This window comes from Chryseosolibacter histidinae, assembly GCF_018598225.1.
Taxonomy (GTDB): domain Bacteria; phylum Bacteroidota; class Bacteroidia; order Cytophagales; family Cyclobacteriaceae; genus Chryseosolibacter; species Chryseosolibacter histidini.
Genome location: NZ_JAHESF010000011.1, coordinates 200,608 through 220,754, shown reverse-complemented (window position 1 = coordinate 220,754; position 20,147 = coordinate 200,608). Strand labels below are relative to the sequence as shown.

15 protein-coding genes are annotated in these 20,147 nt (G+C 51.5%); 11 read left to right on the top strand and 4 right to left on the bottom strand.

Translation table 11 applies throughout. The features are described from left to right. Positions 1–84: 84 nt before the first annotated feature. The 7 genes from KK083_RS13360 (at position 85) to KK083_RS13330 (ending at position 11,335) form a co-directional block, all read left to right on the top strand. On the top strand, positions 85–2,499 hold the full coding sequence (locus KK083_RS13360) for an ABC transporter permease (RefSeq protein WP_254163744.1): 2,415 nt from the start codon (positions 85–87) through the stop codon (positions 2,497–2,499). A 308-nt stretch (positions 2,500–2,807) separates the two neighbouring features. After that, positions 2,808–5,210, top strand: coding sequence for an ABC transporter permease (locus KK083_RS13355; protein ID WP_254163743.1), 2,403 nt, complete (start codon positions 2,808–2,810; stop codon positions 5,208–5,210). A 145-nt stretch (positions 5,211–5,355) separates the two neighbouring features. Next, on the top strand, positions 5,356–6,024 hold the full coding sequence (locus KK083_RS13350) for an alpha/beta hydrolase family protein (RefSeq protein ID WP_254163742.1): 669 nt from the start codon (positions 5,356–5,358) through the stop codon (positions 6,022–6,024). A gap of 59 nt (positions 6,025–6,083) precedes the next feature. Next, a complete protein-coding gene (locus KK083_RS13345) occupies positions 6,084–6,977 on the top strand; it encodes an aldo/keto reductase (RefSeq protein WP_254163741.1) in 894 nt (297 codons plus the stop codon). Positions 6,978–7,256: 279 nt separating this feature from the next. Next, complete coding sequence (locus tag KK083_RS13340; RefSeq protein WP_254163740.1) at positions 7,257–9,179, top strand: T9SS type A sorting domain-containing protein; 1,923 nt, start codon at positions 7,257–7,259, stop codon at positions 9,177–9,179. Positions 9,180–9,431: 252 nt separating this feature from the next. After that, on the top strand, positions 9,432–10,457 hold the full coding sequence (gene yiaK / locus KK083_RS13335) for a 3-dehydro-L-gulonate 2-dehydrogenase (protein WP_254163739.1): 1,026 nt from the start codon (positions 9,432–9,434) through the stop codon (positions 10,455–10,457). A gap of 212 nt (positions 10,458–10,669) precedes the next feature. Continuing rightward, entirely contained in the window at positions 10,670–11,335 is a 666-nt protein-coding gene (locus KK083_RS13330) for an outer membrane beta-barrel protein (RefSeq protein ID WP_254163738.1), read from the top strand. A gap of 77 nt (positions 11,336–11,412) precedes the next feature. On the opposite strand, the gene ggt is transcribed toward KK083_RS13330, so the two are convergent. The 3 genes from ggt to KK083_RS13315 all read right to left on the bottom strand — a co-directional run bounded on the left by ggt (position 11,413) and on the right by KK083_RS13315 (position 14,472). Further along, complete coding sequence (ggt, locus tag KK083_RS13325) at positions 11,413–13,119, bottom strand: gamma-glutamyltransferase (protein WP_254163737.1); 1,707 nt, start codon at positions 13,117–13,119, stop codon at positions 11,413–11,415. Between the two features lie 184 nt (positions 13,120–13,303). Further along, on the bottom strand, positions 13,304–13,876 hold the full coding sequence (locus tag KK083_RS13320) for a DUF4136 domain-containing protein (protein ID WP_254163736.1): 573 nt from the start codon (positions 13,874–13,876) through the stop codon (positions 13,304–13,306). A 47-nt stretch (positions 13,877–13,923) separates the two neighbouring features. Then, complete coding sequence (locus KK083_RS13315; RefSeq protein ID WP_254163735.1) at positions 13,924–14,472, bottom strand: type 1 glutamine amidotransferase domain-containing protein; 549 nt, start codon at positions 14,470–14,472, stop codon at positions 13,924–13,926. Positions 14,473–14,637: 165 nt separating this feature from the next. On the opposite strand from KK083_RS13315, the gene trxA reads away from it, so the two are divergent. Both trxA and KK083_RS13305 read left to right on the top strand, forming a co-directional pair. Further along, a complete protein-coding gene (trxA, locus tag KK083_RS13310) occupies positions 14,638–14,943 on the top strand; it encodes a thioredoxin (protein WP_254163734.1) in 306 nt (101 codons plus the stop codon). Between the two features lie 406 nt (positions 14,944–15,349). After that, the gene (locus KK083_RS13305; RefSeq protein ID WP_254163733.1) at positions 15,350–17,536 is read left to right on the top strand and encodes a TonB-dependent receptor plug domain-containing protein; all 2,187 of its coding nucleotides are present in this window, start codon (positions 15,350–15,352) and stop codon (positions 17,534–17,536) included. Positions 17,537–17,668: 132 nt separating this feature from the next. Here KK083_RS13305 and KK083_RS13300 read toward each other — a convergent pair whose 3' ends face one another. Continuing rightward, positions 17,669–18,007, bottom strand: a complete 339-nt coding sequence (locus tag KK083_RS13300; protein WP_254163732.1) for a hypothetical protein — start codon at positions 18,005–18,007, stop codon at positions 17,669–17,671. Between the two features lie 231 nt (positions 18,008–18,238). Here KK083_RS13300 and epsC point away from each other — a divergent pair, with 231 nt between their 5' ends. Beyond that, positions 18,239–19,090: a serine O-acetyltransferase EpsC gene (gene epsC, locus KK083_RS13295; protein WP_254163731.1), complete on the top strand. Its 852-nt coding sequence runs from the start codon at positions 18,239–18,241 to the stop codon at positions 19,088–19,090. Between the two features lie 64 nt (positions 19,091–19,154). Beyond that, the gene (cysM, locus tag KK083_RS13290; RefSeq protein WP_254163730.1) at positions 19,155–20,033 is read left to right on the top strand and encodes a cysteine synthase CysM; all 879 of its coding nucleotides are present in this window, start codon (positions 19,155–19,157) and stop codon (positions 20,031–20,033) included. Positions 20,034–20,147 lie beyond the last annotated feature (114 nt).

The following is a 20,147-nucleotide window of genomic DNA, read 5'->3' as shown; positions in this document are numbered from 1 at the left end:
TGTCGAGTCTGCTGCCGTCGACTGTGGACGGAACCGCAACCACTTCGTGAACTGAACTTATAATAAAAAACCCATACTGATTCCATGCTACTGAACTATCTCAACATCGCTGTCCGCAACCTGCTCAAGAGCAAGCTGCATACGGCAATCAACGTCCTGGGACTTTCGCTGGGTATTGCCAGTGTGTTCCTGATCACGCTTTATATACGGCATGAGCTGAGCTATGACCGGTTTCACGCGGGCGCGGAAAACCTGTACCGCATCGCGTGGGTCAATAACAATCCACAGACCCGCACACCACACCCGATGGCGCAGGCGCTGGTAAGCGATTTTCCCGAAGTAGAGAGCGCGGTGAGCCTTACACCGCTGTGGGCAGCTGGCCTTACCCGTGCAACGCATGCCTTCCGGAATCCACAACGGGCAGAACGTTACGATGAGCGCAATATCCTGGCCGTTGACACCACGTTCTTCGATGTATTTGATTTTCCACTCGTCAGGGGCGATGCGAAAACCGCCCTCAAGTCGATCAACGGGCTGCTGATCTCCGAATCGATGGCTAAAAAATATTTCGGTGATGAAGACCCCATGGGCAAGCAACTGATGGTGGATTCGGATACATACATGGTGGAAGTAGTGGGTGTCTTTAAGGATGTTCCTGAAAACGCTCATTTCCATTTCGACTTCCTCGTATCATACCTCCGGGAGAAGTCGCTCGACGAGGATAACGAATATTATTCGTGGGCCGATTTCGGTCATTTTAATTACCTGAAGCTCAGGCCAGGCACCGACGCCAAAGCGCTCGAGGCCCGGCTGATGGCGTGGAGTAAAAAATATATCGACTGGTCGGAAGAATCCCTCCGGTACTATGCCACCAACAACCTCGGCTTCAAGCTGCAGCCTGTTACTGACATACACCTGCACTCCCGGCTCAGGTGGGAGCTTGAACCAAACGGAAATATCGAGTATGTCTACATTCTGGCCATCGCTGCGCTGCTCACACTGGTGATTGCGTGCGTCAACTTTATGAACCTGAGCACAGCAAGGTCGGCCGAACGTGCAAAAGAGATCGGTGTGCGCAAGACACTGGGTGCATACAAGGGACAGCTCTCCGTGCAGTTCCTCGCCGAATCGGTTGTGCTGGCGCTGATCGCCATCGCTGTGTCTGTGTTATTCATTGAGGTGTCGCTTCCATTCTTCAACCACACTACGGGATTATCTTTTCAACTTCAATACGGAAAGCATCTCATCGTGCTTGTAGCTTTGGGCACTGGCATCGGTATAGTGGCGGGAGTTTATCCTGCCCTTTATTTATCCGGAATCAGACCTTCACTGGTGCTGAAAGGCAGACAGGCGCAGAGTCCCGCGGGCGCCGGCATGAGAAAGACCCTGGTTGTGTTCCAATTCTCCATTTCCATGGTGCTGATCTCGTCTGCCGTGATCATTTTTAACCAGCTCGAATTTCTCCGGAACAAGAATCTTGGATTCGGGAAGGAGGAAGCGATCGTCATCCCGCTGAAGAATGAGAACAACACCGGTGACTTTCAGACGCTGCAGACCGAGCTGCTGAAGATCAACGGAGTTTCAGCGGTCTCCGGAACTACCAACATTCCCGGCATGCAGTTCAACCAGAACAGCATCTCGGCGGTAGACAGGCCGGAGGATGACATCGATGTATCTGAGGCATATGTCGACTACGATTTTCTTCAGGCACTTGATATAAAACTTGCACAAGGGCGTTTCTTCCTGCGCGAAAATCCTTCTGACAAGTCGGGTGCTTTCGTTCTCAACGAGACGGCAGCACGTCAGCTTTACCCTGAAGGTTCGCCCCTCGGCAGAGAGCTGGTCTGGGACCGCGACGGACATGTCAGCAGGGGTACCATTATCGGCATTGTGCAGGACTTCCATTTTCAGTCACTCCATGAGCCGATCCGGCCATTGCTGCTGTCACTCGGCCGAAAGAATTTCAACTTTGTGGTGATCCGAACCAGCCTGCAAGACCTCGATGCGAAGCTGGCCGCCGTTGAAAAAGCTTACCGCCAATACGAGCCGATGTTTGCTTTCGAGTTCTCGTTCCTGGAAGATCACCTCAACAGGCAATATGCTTCCGAGATCAGAACCGGAAACATCATGGCTGCATTTTCGGTCATCGCCATCTTTATTGCATGCATCGGATTGTTCGGCATGTCTATGCTCACGTTCCAGCACAGGGTAAAAGAAGTGAGTGTGCGCAAGGTGCTGGGCGCTACAGCGCTCAACCTGCTGGTGCTGCTGCTGGGCAACTTTACGAGGCTGATCGTGATCGCCGTTGTTGTGGCCACACCTTTTGCCTGGTGGACGATGGACCGTTGGCTGGATAATTTCAGCTACCAGGTTAGCATCAGCCCCCTGGTATTTCTGATCGCTGGCCTTGCGCTGGTAGTCATTTCGTGGATCACCCTGAGCTATTTCACCGTGCGGGCTTCGAAACTGAATCCCGCGGAGACACTTAAGAATGAGTAAAAAGGAGTAAGGAGGGACGCCGTGAACCGTCATTCTGAACGATGCATGTGGGCCAGGCTGAGGGAGTGAAGAATCCCCTGATGACGGAGTGGTCACGGCAAGGCGTACGCTCGAATTAAATTCGCAGTAAGGTTCCGGGGGATCCTTCGCTCGCACAAAACCATCGCTCTTTCACCGCTCTGGATGACGGTCTCCGAATGGAATTGTCGACCTTGGACTGAACCTAAAACTTTAAACTTTAAACTTTAAACTTTAAACTGTAACCATTCACCTGATCCCAAGTACTACTTATCACCATACTTCCATCTATGATCAAGAACTATCTTACCTCAGTATTCCGTTACATTTCGCGGAACAAGGCGTTTACGGCGATCAATATTTCAGGACTCGCCATTGGCATGATGGCTTGCATGCTCATCACCCAGTTTGTGCTCCATGAGTTCAGCTATGACGACTATCATGAAAAGAAGGACCGCATTTTCAGGGTACAGCTGGACCGTTATAACAAAGGCGAGATAGAAACGCGGTGGGCCGCCGGATGCCTGGGCATCGGTCCTGACCTCAAAGCAAATTTCCCCGAGGTTGAGAAGATTGTGCGCATGTACAAAAGGAATACGGTGATGTCGTACGGAGATGTGTTCTTCAAGGAAGAGGGTGTATACTATGCTTCGGAAGATTTTTTCGAGGTGTTTACGGTTCCCCTGATAGAAGGACGTGATTCTTCGGCACTCCGCGGACCCAACAAGGCTGTGCTATCGAGATCGATGGCTAAAAAATATTTCGGTGCTGAAAATCCGGTGGGCAAAACCATCCGTGACAACGGCAGAAGAGAATACGAAGTGACGGGCATATTCGAAGACCTTCCTACCAACACCCACATGAAAGTGGATGCGCTCTTCTCGTTCGATACCTGGATCGCCAACCAGAATCCCCAGGGGCTTACCTCATGGCAGTGGGATGGCTTTTTTACCTACCTGCTGCTCACCGAGAACGCTGATGCCAAAGCACTGGAAGCCAAGTTACCTGCTTATGTCGAAAAACGGGAAGGTGAGAACCTGAAGCAATGGAACGCGGGTATGGTCTTTCATCTGCAGCCGCTCACAGACATCCACCTGGATTCGGATTTTATGGGCGAGTTCAAACCGAATGGCGACAGACGGTCAGCTTACTTTCTCTCCATCGTAGCAGTGCTCATCCTGGTGATCGCCTGGATCAACTATATCAACCTCTCCACCGCAAAATCGATCGAGCGCGCCAGGGAGGTAGGGGTCAGGAAAGTGATGGGCAGCTTCCGCACACAACTGGTGCAGCAGTTCCTGTTCGAGTCACTGCTGCTGAACACGGTGGCGGTGTTTGTGGCCATCGCGTTTGTTGTCATGCTCACGCCATGGTTCAGCGAGCTTACCGGCCGCGAGCTGGGCTACCTGCTTTTCAAACAAAAGATGTTCTGGGTCTGGATGGGCCTCCTGATCGCCGGCGGTGCCCTGCTCTCAGGATTGTACCCGGCATTTGTGCTTTCAGGATACAAGCCTGTGGAAGTGCTGAAGGGAAGATTCAAGAATACCGGCCAAGGTGTGCTGTTCCGCAAGGGAATGGTGGTGACACAGTTCGTGGCCTCCATCACATTGATCGTGGGTACGTTCACGGTTTACCGCCAGATCCGTTACATGCAGGAGCAGGCCCTGGGTGTGAACCTCGACCAGACGCTGGTGGTCTATTCCCCCAACGTTGTTGACTCAACGTATCAAAAGAAGTTTCTCATTCTCAAAGAGAAGATCAAACAGTATCCTGAAGTGGCGAACATGACCGCTTCATCGGCTATTCCCGGAGCACAACCAGGATGGAACGCGGGAGGCATCCGCAGGCTCAGCCAGCGCGAAGACGAAGCCAACCAGTACCGCGTGATCATGATGGATCATGACTTTGTTCCCTTGTTCGGATTGAACGTTCTGGCCGGCAGAGGTTTTTCAGACGAACCCAACGAGTATAAAAATGTTCTGCTGAACGAAGCTGCGTGCCGCCAGATGGGTTTTGAAAAAGCAGAGGATGCCATCAATGACGAGATCTTTTTCTGGGGCGATACCTTTCGCATCGTAGGTGTATTGAAGAATTACCACCAGGAGTCGCTGAAGAAATCACATGAGCCGCTCGTTTTCCGTTACTCCTCATCACCTGGCGGATATTATTCCATCCGGTTCAATACGGCTAATGTGAAGGAGTCCATGAGTCGTTTTGAAGAGCAATGGAAAGCCCTGTTCCCGGGCAATCCCTTTATTTCGTTCTTCCTCGACGATCACTACAACAAGCAGTACCAGGCCGATCAGCAGTTCGGAAAAGTGTTCGGCATATTTTCCACCATTGCCATCTTCATTGCCTGTCTCGGCTTGTTCGGACTTTCTTCGCTCACTGCCATCCAACGCACCAAAGAGATCGGCGTACGCAAGGTGCTCGGCGCCTCCATTACCAGCATCCTGACGCTGATCAGCCGCGATTACCTGGTGCTGATGCTGGCTGCCATCACGGTGGCGGTTCCGCTGGCATGGTGGGTGATGAGCGCGTGGCTCGAAGCTTTCGCAAACCGCATCCCGCTGTCGTGGTGGATCTTTGCCATCCCCAGCCTGCTGGTGATCACGATCGCGCTGCTCACGGTATCCGTCCATACCTTGAAAGCCGCGAGGACGAATCCGACGAAGTCGTTGAGATACGAATAGTTACCGGTTGCCAGTTGCCAGTTACCGGTTCGAGCGAGTTTCAGCTTTCAAGTACCGGGTACTGAAACTTTGTAAATAGACGAGACTCGAATGTCACACCAGTCTGAACCGGCAACTGGCAACCGATGACGTACAAGATTTCGAAATGAAACTCGTATCCGTATTCATACTCTGCATCGCGTTCATCGCTCCCGCCCAGGGACCGACCATTTCTGCGTTTACTCCCAAAAGACCAGACGCATCGCAGAAGTATCTGTTCTATCTGCATGGTGGCATTGTGCAGGAGCAGGGTATCAATGCAGTGAGCCCGCGGTTCGGTGCTTATGAATACCTGAAGATCCTGGATACGTTAAGGAGTCATGGCTTTCATGTGATCAGCGAAGCAAGGCCCAAAGGCACGGAAGATCTGGATTATGCCGTCAAGGTCTCGAAGCAGATCGATACGTTGATGAGCCGGGGAGTGTCACCCGAGAATATCATTGTTGTAGGAGCATCGCAGGGTGCCTATATCGCCATAGACGTGGCGCGCCGTATGAAGAACAGCCGCATCAGCTATGCCATCCTGGCGCTGTGCAGCGAATATGCGCTGGACTATTTTTTAAAAGACTCCGTTGCGCTGTGCGGCAATTTCCTTTCCATCTACGAAACCTCCGATTCCAAAGGCTCGTGCAACAAGCTTCTCAGCGACAAGCTTTGCAAGACAGGATACACGGAGATCGGCCTGCGCATGGGCAACGGCCATGGTTTCATTTATAAGCCTTACCGGGAGTGGGTGCTGCCATTGGTGCAATGGGCCGGAGGCAGTCTGCGCTGATTTTTTTTATACAGGATTAAATCCGATAATTGCAGATAAGCAATTAACGAAGTAATCCCATGATGCAAAAGATCTATCTCAGCGATGCCGGTCCGAAAGTTTCTCCCGCGGTGTATGGCTTTTACCGGTGGGAAGCGGAAAACAACGCTTCGGCAACGATGGAAAAGATCGTTAACCTGTGTATGGAGCTGGGCATCAATACCTTCGACCATGCAGACATCTATGGTAACTCCCAATGCGAGGAGCTGTTCGGTAAAGTGATCAGCAAACGGTCTTTCAAACGTGAAGACCTGGTGTTGTTCACCAAGTGCGGGCTGCGCATGCCGAACCAGGGTCAGCCCGACGTTCGCGTACAGCACTATGACACTTCCGCTGCGCACATCACCCGGAGCGTGGAGAGCTCGCTGAAAAAACTGAATACCGATTATATCGATATCTTTCTGCTCGACCACCTCGATCCGATCTCGAACCTGGAAGAAACTGCCATGGCGCTGGAGAAGCTGAAAAAATCAGGCAAGATCAACAACATCGGCGTGGCCAATTTCTCGGTGTTCCAGCATCAGCTGCTGGCTTCGTATCTGCAGACACCCATTGTAACACACCACCTCGAGCTCAACCTGCTCAATACGTCGGCGCTGGACAATGGCCAGATCGATTACATCAAGCAGCGATACATGCGGCCGCTTGTATCGGCCCCGGTAGCCAGCGGCAGAATTGCTTCAGGCAACGACGTCACCGCGTCGCGTGTACGCAAAAAGCTCCAGGAAATCAGTCCAAAATACAATGTTGATATTGAATCCGTTGCCGTAGCCTGGCTGATCAAGCTCGGTGCGCTTCCCCTCATCGGCACCAGAGACGAGCAACGTATCCGCAACATCGCCAATGCCTTCAACATCCAGCTCGATCACCAGGACTGGTATGAGCTGTATACGGCTTCGAAAGGGGAGATTTAGATCCGTTACCGGTTGCCAGTTGCAGGTTGCCGGTTTCGCGTGTGCACGCCTACACTTTTTGAACTTCGATTCACGCTGAGATTTTGCGTCACGATTGCCTTCAGTTTTGAGAGAAGCCTTGTTCCATAACCCGGTCTTCGTGTACACACCACATGAACAGGCAACCTGGCAACCGGGTAACCGGCAACGATAACCATTCACCCCCCAATCGGAAACATTTGATGACCATCGCCTTTTTGAAAGCGTTGTAGATTTCAGTGTTTAAAACGATTGCGCGAGGTGAAAATTAAAATTATGATTGCCAGGAGTTTACATTTTTTTGCAGCGTGGTGTATTTCGATACCCCTGTTTTCGCAGGTAGCCGTGGAGGTAGATGTTTCAGGGACCGCACATGCGGTATCGCCTTACCTGTATGGAAGGAATAATTCCTTGTCTGACGACCCTTCCAGGCCATTGAGCGCTGCAGAATGGCAGAAGCTGAAAGATGCCGGGGTCACATTCCTGCGCGAAAGCGGTGGCAACAATTGTACTAAATACAATTGGCGCCGCAAGCTGTCGAGCCACCCCGACTGGTACAACAATGTTTATCCACACGACTGGGATTTCGCAGCCACTTCGCTTCAGCAACACCTGCCGGCAGCGCAGGGAATGTGGTCGTTCCAGCTTGCCGGAAAAGCAGCACGCACTTCTGCCGCCAATTTCAACGACTGGGGCTACAATCAATCGAAGTGGTGGGATGGCGTGAACCAGAACCTCGCCGGTGGGGGCGTACCACAAACGTCGGGTGGCAGCAAGGCCCTGCAGGAAGGAGACCCAACGCAATACCTCGAAAACTGGACTCCCGACTCAACAGTGAACATCCTGGATCACTGGTTCGGCACGGGAGGCATCGGTCTCGATAAGAGCAAGGTGCGCTATTGGAACATGGACAACGAGATCGAGATCTGGTCAGGCACCCACGATGACATTTTACCTGCTCAGCCCGAGGCGGAAGCTTTTATGCAGCAGTACTTCGCTGTGGCAAAAAAAGCCAGGGCTGCATTTCCTGCGATCAGGCTTGTTGGCCCCGTTACAGCCAATGAGTGGCAATGGTACAACTGGTCTAACGGACCTGTTACGGAGAATGGCGTCAAGTATGCATGGCTGAAATTTTTTATCAAACGGGTTGCCGAAGAACAGCAGGCCAGCGGTGTGCGACTGCTCGATGTGCTCGATATTCATTTTTATCCTTCCAGCACGGTGGTGAGCAACGTGGTTCAGTATCATCGTGTGTTCTTCGACAAGCAGTACGTTTTCCCCGAAGCCAACGGCGTGAAGAATGTGAATGGCAATTGGGACAACAATCAGAACAAAGAATATATCCTTCAGCGATGCCGCGAATGGCTGGAGCAGTACATGGGGCCGGGGCATGGTGTGACATTCGGTGTTACTGAAGTGGGCATTCCCGATGTCGGCGCCAATGCTATCGCTGCGTGGTACGCGGGAACCCTGGGTGAGTTCATGCGGCAGCCCGATATGGAAGTGTTTTCGCCATGGCACTGGTACCCGGCCATGTGGGAAGTGCTGCACCTGTTCAGCAGGTACAACAAAACTCAATACGTTGGCTCCACGTCATCGGAGGAAGAGCTTGTGTCCGCATATCCTACCATCAATGCAGCAGGAGATTCCGTTACCGTGGCGCTCGTGAACCGCGCAACAATATCCAAGACCGTGAATCTGCACCTGAAAGGTTTTGTGCTGGCAGATGGAGATTTTAGTGTATTGAAGCTGGCCAATCTGCCATCGACTGAGACGTTTGTGTCCCATCAGGTGAATGCGTTACAAAAAACCACTGTGCAAAAAAATGGCAATGGAATCAGCGTATCGCTTCCGGCAATGTCAGTAGCCTCCGTGCAGCTGAAGGGTTCCAAAGGCGAGGTAGTTACATCGCTCGGCGACGAGAGGAGTGAAAAACCTTTGCTGGAAGTGTATCCCACACCTTCAACCAGTGGCTCATCCCTGAAGGTGAGCGTAAACAAAAGTGGCCATGCCGAGATCAGCCTGCTCGATGTGAACGGCAAGCTGCTCTTCACACTTCATAAAGGAGTGATCAAATCAGCACCTTTTGTGAAAGATGTCGATACATCGGCGCTGACTAAAGGAATCTATTTCATCCGCCTGAAGCTCGAGGATCAGGTGGTGGTGCGGAAGGTTGTTTTCTGATAGCGCCTGAGGGTTACGGAAGTAACTTCCGTATCAAGGTTGCGTCTTCGAAAATGACTCTTCGGGAAGGGGCGGAAGAAACTTCCGCCCCAGTGGGTCCTGGCTTGGAAACTCTCCCTCGCGCGGAAGTTACTTCCGTGCGCAATTTTCTCCTTTGATCGTAGCACGATCCCTGACGGTGGAACTTAGTTCCACCAACCGAAAGAATTTTCGGGATAAAATAAACTATCTTCGTTCTTTAAAAGAACGTCCATGAACTCTACTTCTTCGCCTGAAATGGTCAGGATCAGTGCCCGCGAGATGACCGCGACCTATCAGCGTATTCTGCAGAAGTATGGCTTTTCTCCTGAGAAGGCCATGACCACTGCGCAGCTTTTTACAGACAATGCGCTGGATGGCATCTACACCCATAGTGTGAACCGGTTCCCGAAGTTCATACAATATGTCAGGGAAGGGCATGTTAAACCGGGGATGGAGTCTGTTCGAAAGAGCAGTAGTGGCTGCGTTGAGCAGTGGGACGGACAATCGGGTGTGGGCGTGCTCAATGCGTTGCAGTGTACAGACCGGGCGCTGGCACTGGCGCAACAACACGGAATGGGATGCGTGGCGCTGGCCCGCACCAATCACTGGATGAGGGGTGGCGCTTATGGCTGGAAGGCGGCTAAAGCGGGCTTCGCTTTTATCGGCTGGACCAATACCATTGCCAACACGCCGGCATGGGGCGCCGTTGACGGTAAGCTGGGCAACAACCCGTTGGTGATGGCGGTGCCGCACGAGGGGGAAGCGATTGTGCTCGACATGGCCATGTCACAATATTCCTATGGCTCCATGGAACTGTACAAGCTGAAAGGTGAGCGCTTGCCTGTGGCCGGTGGATACGACAGCAACGGAAAACTGTCTGACGATCCGGAGGCTATCATGAAGTCGCGCAGAACGTTGCCCGTTGGATACTGGAAGGGCTCGGGTCTTTCGCTGCTGCTGGATATTTTTGCGACGATCTTATCGGGCGGGCTATCTGTTTCCGAGATCACCAAACTTCCGGCGGAGTGCAACCTGTCGCAGGTGTTCATTGCTGTAAATCTTTCGGCGCTCAGCCATCATCAGACCATACCCGCGCTCATTCACCAGATCATCGATGATTACCATCAGTCTGTTCCTGAACCTCCTTTAAAAAAGGTACGCTTTCCAGGTGAGAAGATCCTGCAGACAAGAGCGGAGAATAATGAGAAAGGTGTTCCCGTGCTGAAGCAAGTTTGGGAAGAGACGCTGGCACTGTGAATGCAGAGTCCACGGTCGACAGTCCACGGTCCACAGCAAGACCCCGTTGTGAAGGTGGTACCTCGGTGTGCAAGCCAGCTTCAATAGATAAAAAGGACTAGTCGAGCACGGGATTCTGGACCAGGAGCGCTGCATTTTTTGCATAAATACTACATGAGAGCCCGGGTTCGGGGTAAATCATTTATCTTAAAAATGCTTTAACCCCTTTCAAAATGAAAAAGTCTTTCATTGGACTCTTTTGTGCGCTCATGGCCTTTCATGCAAATGCCCAGGACAAACCATTCATGTTCGGATTCAACGCCTCTCTCGACTGGAATTCATATGCACTGATCGATGATTTGGGCGTTACAGACTTCCAGGGAACCTTGAATTATTCATCTGGTATTACGGTGAGGAAGTACCTGTCACCGCGGTTGACCGTGTCGGGTGCGCTTAATTATGCTACACGGAATTTCCGCGAGTATCTTGATTACAGCAAATTCAGATTTTTAGAGCCGATCGATCCGAGCCTGATCGAAGGGCCCACCTATACCTATAAAAATGGTTTTATTGATATCCCGGTGACTGTGGCTTACAGCATTGTCAGCAACGACAAGCTGGAGATCTTTCCGTCGGCGGGCATCGTGAATTCAGTTCTCATCCATGAGAAAATGGAAAGAGCAGGAGAAGAATCGCCAGAGCATCGTCCGTTGAAATATAACCGTTACCTGATCGCTACACAGATCGGCTTTGGCCTGTTATTCAAACAGGAAACGTTCGGTATACTGATCGAGCCACAAGCCAGGGTTTACGCCACCCAGGCTCACAACCGTGGTCCGGAACAGAATCCTTTCCAGCTGGGCCTCTCAGCTTCCTTCCTCTGGTGGAAACAGAAATAAATATGAGATGTGAGATAGAACCACCTGATCGCGATGGTACCGGGTCTCAAATCTCATATCTCAACTCTCATGTCTAATTAATACCCTGCTACACCACCATCGGCACTGCGCGAGTCGGCTGCGCCGGAACGTAATCCGCTTTGAGGGATCACGATAATGCCCATGGCGTTACCCTGCATGTTATGGTTGAGCTCGTTGATGTTGTGTCCTTTTATCTTGAGCTTCTCCTGGGTGTCGGGAGAAAGTCCGTAAAGCTCGAAGTTGAGTCGGTCGGGTAACCACTGGTGGTGGATACGCGGCGCTTCAATGGCTTGCGCGATGTTCATGTCGTGGTCGACCACGTTGAGAATTACCTGCAGCACTGTGTTGATGATGGTGCGGCCTCCGGGAGCGCCGATCACCATGAAGAGCTTGCCATCTTTTTCCAGTATGGTGGGCGTCATGCTGGAGAGCATGCGTTTTCCCGGTTTGATCTGGTTGGGTTCGGAGCCGATCAATCCGTCGGTCCTTGTTACACCGGGAACAGGGTTGAAGTCGCCCATCTCGTCGTTGAGGAAGAAGCCCAGTCCTTCAGCCACCACTTGTGATCCGTAGCTGCGTTCCAACGTATAGGTCAGCGATACTGCACCACCTTGTTCATCTACCACCGAAAGATGGGTGGTTGAAGTGCCTTCATACAATTGACCGTACCGTGAAGAGTCGCTGGCGGAGGCCAGGTCCATGGTGATGGTCTTGCGCAGCCTGGCGGCATATTCCTTCGACGTTAGTTTTGCGATGGGAAGATCGGGATTGAAATCGGGGTCACCCATGTGCTCGGCGCGGTCGGCAAAAGCGCGGCGCATCGTCTCCGACAAAACATGGATATAGTCTGCAGATTTGTAACCCAATGCTTTCAGGTCGTATCCTTCAAGAATGTTGAGCATCTCTACCAGCGCGGTACCACCACTGCTGGGTGGCGGCATAGTGAAGACCTTAACATTACGATACGTACCTTCCACCGGTTTTCTTTCAACAGCCTGGTATTGCTCCAGATCTTGTGTAGTAATGATACCGTTGTTAGCCTTCATGAAGGCCGCCAGCTTCTCGGCGGTCTCACCTTTATAAAATCCGTCGCGTCCGTTTTTCTTGATACGTTTCAGGGTTTTTGCAAGCTCAGGCTGCTTCCAGGTTTCGCCCGGCTCATAGTATGACTTGTCACCTTTGTACATCACGGCCATGGTGGAAGGAAATTGCTCCCACGTTTTGCGCATGTTCTTCGCCTGTTGATTGAGCGCATAGCTGATGGGAATTCCTTTGTCGGCAAGCTCCACAGCAGGCTGAACCAGTTTTGCCCACGGCAGCTTGCCATACTTGGCGTGCGCCTGATAAAGTCCTGCAACGGTGCCGGGAACACCGACGGAAAGCAATCCCGTATGATTAAGCTCGTCGATGAGCTCACCTTTTTCATTCAGGTACATTTTGGCGTTGGCAGCCAGCGGTGCTTTTTCACGGAAGTCGAAAGTAGTTACCTTGCCCTGGTGATCGCGGTAAACAATAAATCCACCACCGCCGATGTTGCCGGCAGCGGGCCAGGTAACGGCGAGTGCAAACGCTGTAGCCACAGCAGCGTCGATGGCATTGCCACCTTTCTTCAGGATATCGCGCCCCACTTCAGAGGCGATGGTGGAAGCAGAGACCACCATACCATGTTGTGCATATGACGGGATCCTGCCTCCTGTGGGAGTCAATGCTACGAGCGGGAGTAATAAAACGAGCAGAAGTATACTTGCAATTCTATGCTTCATATTCAGGTTTAGCTTAAAGCATTAAAGTAACGAATACAGCCGGTGAAATAAAAAAGAATTGTGTGAGCGGATGCGAAAGAATTCGAGCTGCGCCTCCCATGACAGTCACTGTTTCTGGTGACGGCAAAAAAAAACAGGGATCGAAGCGAGCCCTGTTTGATCAATCATTCATTTTCAAGACCGGTTACTTTCGTGAGTATTCCTTTGCACGTAAGCCATATTCGTCGAAGATCATGTTAACAGCTTCGCGGATCTTGCCTTCATCCTTGATGAACTGGTTGTTATCGATCAGCCCCGAGGCGAAACCCTGCCAGACGATGGCACCTTCTTTCCGGTCAACAAGCGAGATCAGCAACGTACCGGCTTCCACGGCATAGGAAGTGGTATCGGAGATCGACCTGTACTGGTCGTTTCCCCAGTAGCTGGTGCCATAACCTTCCGTGCCCCTCAGCCGCACCGGTTTATCGAACACCCGGAAGTTCACCAGCAGATCAGGCGAATCGGGATTCAACTTATATCCCAATCCCATTAGTTCGGCTTTTACGGCGTCCCTGACCTGAGCTTTCAGGATCAGATCATTTAAAAAATTATATCCTTCATCCAGTTGGTTGTCCACCTGTGATGTCCAGTAAAACGTTTTGAACTTGCTGAAGTCTGTGTCCGCTGCCTTGTCAGAAGCAACCGTAATGCGCTGCGCATTAACCACCACCACGCTGACCATGACCAGCAATCCTGTCACTAACCCTTTCTTTCTCATCCTTCCTAAACTTTAAATCTTAAACCTTAAACTTTAAACTAATCAGCTTACGCATGAATTCCCTCTGCCAGCTCTTCGAGCAGCTTTTTGTTGAAGGGACCGAGATCTTTTGGCGAGCGGCTCGTCACCAGGCCGTGGTCAACCACTACTTCCTTATCAACCCAGTTTACGCCGGCGTTGATCAGATCGGTTTTTACCGACGGGTATGAGGTCATGACTCTGTCTTTCAACATCCCGGTTTCTATCATGGTTTGCGGGCCATGACAAATGGCAGCCAACGGCTTCCCTGACTCCAGAAAGTGTTTTACAAAATCCACAGCCTTTGTATTGGCTCTCAGCTTATCAGGATTCAATACACCGCCCGGCAGCATCAGTCCGTCATAGTCTTCAGGATTCGCTTCGTCCAGGGTAACATCCACCGGCAAGGTGATGCCCCACTTGTCCACATCCCACGCCTTCACCTCCTTCTTCTGCGGCGATACGATATGTACGGTCACACCAGCTTTTTCCATCGCCTCCTTTGGACTTGTCAGCTCCACCTGCTCAAAACCATTCTCTGTAAGAATAGCCACTTTAAGATCTTTCAGTTGTGCCATAGGTATTTTATTTAGTTTTTCAGTATTGGGAAATGTTAAGCATTTAAAAAAATATGCCTTTAGCTTCTCCGCGCCCTCCTTACTATTTACTTCTTGCTCCTTTACTCCTTCCCAAGAGCTGGCAAGCCATTTTTATCCTCGATACACCAAATAACAGATGAGCTTATGGCCCAAGCGTCTTTTTCAGAACTGGTGAACAGTGAGAAGCCAACGCTGGTCGACTTCTATGCCGAGTGGTGTGGCCCATGTAAAATGATGAAACCTATTCTGGAGCAGTTGAAAGGTTCAGTGGGGGAGAAGGCCCGGATCATCAAGATCGACATCGACAAAAATCCCGCGCTGGCCAACCTGTTCCAGATCCGCGGCGTACCCACGCTCGCGCTGTTTAAAAAGGGAGAGTTGAAGTGGCTGCAGGCAGGCGTAGTGCAGGCGAGTCAGCTGGAGCGGGTGATTGACGAATATGCGAATTAGTCCACAGTCGACTGTCCACGGCAGAATGTGTATGATTACCCCATTCGTACTTCGAAAAATCGCGCCTTATAGCTTGTCGAGCATAGCCTAGCCGTGATACATACACCGGGCGTCCGTGGACCGTCGACCGTGGTCTATGGACTCTTCATCTAAGATGGTAATTATCAGAAGGATACCACACATCAATTTCCCGGATAGAAAAAACGCCTTCCCAAATTGAGTAAAAAATGCTCCAGGCCTTGCCACGCCCGGGCGTGAATGCAAACCATTGAAATCTGTTTAAACACGCTTTTTTACGTCATTTAACGGCATTTACTACCGTTCGACCCCTGTATTAAGCGTTCTGCCGGCAACGTTTGTCAGCCTATTTGTCGAGGCTGTTGCGCCCGCTTAAGCCCGGGAGAACATGAAAATCAAATTTTACAGGATCATTTGTTTGCTTTTAACCAGCACCAGTGTGGCGTGGGGACAACAGCAGGACTCTGTTGACTACCATGACCTCACCCTTGAAGAATTAATGAACATCGAAATTGTTTCTGCATCCAAAAAATCGGAAAGCCTTTTCGATGCGTCGCTCTCTGCCTCGGTGATCACACGCGAGGAGATCAGAAACGCAGGCGCTACTTCCATCATGGAAGCGTTGCGCCTGGTACCCGGCGTTATTGTTCGTGAACAGACCAACGGGAACTATGACATCCACGTGCGCGGCCTTGACAACGTGCCGCCTAACTCACTGACGCTCTCATCAACCAACACCACCACGCTGGTGATGATCAACAACAGGCCGGTGTACAACTACCTGCAGGGCGGAACCTTCTGGGAAACACTTCCCATCGACCTCAATGACGTGGAGCGGATCGAAGTTGTGCGCGGACCGTCGTCAACGCTGTACGGACCCAACGCGGTGTCTGGTGTGATCAACATCATCACCCGCGAGGCCGGCAAAGACGGATTGAACGTGAACGGAAGCGCGCAGATGGGATCGCTCAATACCTCCATCGTCAACGCCTCGGGCATGTACAGGTTCAATGACAAATTCAACCTCGGTGTTTCCGGCAACTACCAGCATCGCGACAGGAGTGAAACACGTTATATGGATTATGCCACCAACCAGTGGGTGAACACACCGAACGAGCTTTCAACTTCCAACCCTACGGAGCGTTACCCGCATCCCGAACGATCGATGGCCAAATATGGCTTGAACTCCTTCCTTCAGTATACACCGTCTGAGAGAGTAAAACTGAACCTCGCCGGCGGATGGCAGGACTCACAGGTGCAGAGCATCATGTTCGATAACTCGGTGAGCAACCTGAGCACAACTTCTACCAACTCGCGTTATGCAGACCTTCGTGCCACTACCTATGGTGTAACCACGCAACTGTCATACACCAATGCAACACAGGCGCCTGCGCAAGGCCTGGGTGGATCACGGTACGAGTACAGCGTGATCGATGCCAACATCGAATATGAGTTTGTGGTGAACAAGCTCTCGATCAAGCCGGGCATCACGTACAGGGACGCGGTATATGACGACAGCAAGTACTGGGACATCGCCAACTACAAGGGTTCCATCAACGGCAAAGAAAGTATGGAGACCCTGGGCGCCGGTGTGCGGCTGGACTACCTGCTGCTCAATGAAAAACTGAGACTGGCAGGCGGTATCCGTTTCGACAAGTTTACGTATCCCGACAAGGTATTTACCTCTTACCAGGCTGCTGCCAGCTATAAGCTGAACGATGCAAACCTGATCCGCGTAGTATATTCCAAAGCATACCGGTCACCCTTCATCTTTGATACCTTCATCGATTACAGGTCGATCCGGCCTACCGCTACGCCGGGCGTATCGACGGTGAGCATTGTTTCGGGTAACAAAGACCTCGCGCTTCTGAATTCAGGCATGATCGAACTGGGATTCCGCAGCAAGCTGAGAAGCAACATCTCGCTTGACATCGAGGGATATTATACACGCACGAAGAACTACACCGCCATTATCCAGGGCGCTACCCAGCTGACGCCGGCCAATTATCCCATTGTGGCGCAGACCGACATCAAGGTAGGGAACCTTCCTTTTGAAGTTGCTCAATTGGGAACCAGCATTTCACTAAACGTGGTGATCGACAAGCTCCAGCTGAAGCCGTTCATCACGCTGCAGAAAACAACACTGGAAGACTATGCGCCGTACTTCTCTACCAGCGCGGCCGCACCCAACTCGCTTAACAACTTCGATCCGGCAACCTACAACCTCAATTCCGGCATCGGCACCGAAACCGAGCATCAGTTTACGCCGAAAGCCTATGGCGGAGCGTTCATCAATTACAGCATCAGCCAGAAGTTCAACATCAACGTGAACACCTACTGGTTTTCGAAGCAGACCTTTCTGCACCGGCAGAACATCGAGTTCAAGGATGGCGTGCGGGGCATAGAGCACATCGAAGGCAAAGCCATCGTCAATGCCAGGGTATCGTATGTACCGGTAAAGGCAGTGAGCATCTTTGTCACCGGCAAAAACCTGCTGGGTAAAAAATCAATTGAATATTTCGACGGCGACGCCACACCCTCCATGGTGCTGGGTGGCGTGACGTTCGATTTTTAGAATATTGGGTTAGGTTAGGTTTAATGAAGAAAGCTCTGCGGCGAAAGCTGCGGAGTTTTTTTTGTTTCTAGCATGTTGAGCTTGGCTGAAAACACTTTTCGACTGCCAGTGCAGCCGTGGACCGTGGACTACTCACCTTTCGTACATATACCGCTTCAATATGAACTCCACCTCTTTATAGAAGAGCTGCTCATCCGTATCTGTGAGGGTGGGGTTATCGGTGCTGCGGATATGGCGGATCAGGGGCTCATAGTGGTTGATATTGACGGGTGAGATCAGCAGCTCCTTAAGGTCTTTGCGGATGAGCTCGATCACAACGTTTGAGAGTCCATGAACCCTGAACTTGGTGTCTATATATTCTTTCAGGTAACGTTCATCCAGAAAATCCTTGATGAGGTCGTTCCTTTGCTTGCGTACGAGATCGATGATCCGTTCGTCTGTCCATTGCGTATTGACGGCGCCTAATTCCATGACGGCGAGTTGAGAGATAGTATATCAACTTTTTACAGCGATTAATATTATGCCAGCTTGCCGCAAAAATCGGCGGGTATTGCAGCCAGGCGTCCCTGAAACTTTTTCTCGAGGCATCCGTGTTATACCTAAGTAGCTGATTGAGTTTCTGTTGTACCCCATCCCGCTGGATTTTGATGTTAAACTTTGTTAATTTGTTGACCCTTCCCGGTAAAACTTCTAAATAGAGTTATGGACAAAGCTTTTCTGGCGAAACTTTTTCGCACCCACCAGGCATGCCCCATTTGCCCCTCACCGGCAGAAGTTTCATCCTTTTTTTCGGATCTGCTGGGAACATTGTTCGCGGACTTTTCACAGACGAAATTTCCATCGCCCGAAGACTTCGAGCGCCACATCGAAACGCTAAAGGCAGACCTGATCCGGATCCTCCAATACAATCCTGAAAGAGAGAACGGTGACGCTGCCCGCATTGCAGCGCAGTTCTTCGACAATATTCCTGCGCTGTATGATACGATCAATGACGATGTGACGGCCATGTACGAAGGTGATCCGGCCGCCAGGAGCAGGAACGAGGTGATCCGCACCTATCCCGGGTTCTACGCCATTGCCGCCTACCGCATCGCCCATGCCTTGCTGACCCTGCGCATACACGAGATCCCCCGCATCATTACAGAGCACGCCCACAGCAGAACGGGTATCGACATCCATCCCGGCGCCACCATCGGCAAACACTTTTGCATCGATCATGGTACCGGCGTGGTGATCGGAGAGACGACCGTGATCGGCGATAACGTCAAAATATACCAGGGCGTTACCCTCGGAGCGCTGAGTGTGAGCAAGGAAGACGCCGAAAAGAAACGCCATCCTACGCTCGAAGACGGTGTTGTGGTCTATGCCGGCGCAACCATTCTCGGGGGAGAGACCGTGATCGGCCATGACAGCGTGATCGGCGGAAATGTGTGGCTCACGAAGAGCGTTCCCCCTTATTCAAAGATCTACTACCAGGCAAAAATGTATAACCACGACTCGGGGCATACAGACGTTGTAGTATTCAGATCGGATGGTACCGGTCCCCGTTATTGACCTTCCCGTTCCAGCATCAGCATCCACCAAAAAATCACACACTAATTTAGATCATCCTTTTAACATGAAACTCGAAGAGCTCATCGGTAATACACGTTTGGTAGAACTTCAGCACATCCCTGAAAACAAGGCCGTCAGGATCTACGGCAAGCTTGAAGGCGATAACCCTGGTGGCAGTGTCAAGGACCGCGCCGCTTACGGCATGATCAAGGGCGCGCTTGACCGGGGCGACATCAAAACCGGTGACAGGCTGGTGGAGGCAACGAGTGGTAATACAGGCATTGCGCTCGCCATGATAGCCCGCATCATGAATGTTCAGATGACCCTCATCATGCCCGATAACTCAACCCGTGAACGCGTGCTGGCGATGGAGGCTTACGGCGCCAAAGTGATCCTGACCCCGGCCTCTAAAACCATTGAATATTCACGCGAGCTGGCAGAATCCATGGCGGCCAAAGAAGGCTATTACATGCTCAACCAATTCGGCAATGCCGATAACTACAAGATGCACTACCGCACCACCGGGCCGGAGATCTGGCGCGATACCGAGGGAAAAGTAACACATTTTGTATCAGCCATGGGAACAACAGGAACGATCATGGGCGTGTCGCGATACCTGAAAGAGCAGAATGCGGCGGTTCAGATCGTGGGCACACAACCCACCGATGGCTCCTGCATTCCTGGCATCCGGAGATGGTCGCCGGAGTTCCTGCCCAAGATCTTCGAGCGCGACCGGGTAGACCGTATCGTGGATGTGCGTGAAGCCGATGCCAGGGTATTTACAAAACGGCTCGCCAAAGAAGAAGGAATACTGGCAGGCATGAGCAGCGGTGGTGCATTGAGCGCGGCCATGCAAATTGCCAGCGAGATCACCAGCGGCGTGATCGTCTTTATTATCTGCGACCGCGGCGATCGTTACCTGAGCTCCGATCTGTTTACATAGTGGAATAATATCTACAGGGCAGGCAGGCTACGGCATTGCGATCAGTATTTAATCCTGTTCATCATGTGAATCCTGTAATCCTGGTCAGGATTGAGATTTTTATGTCTTCATGGA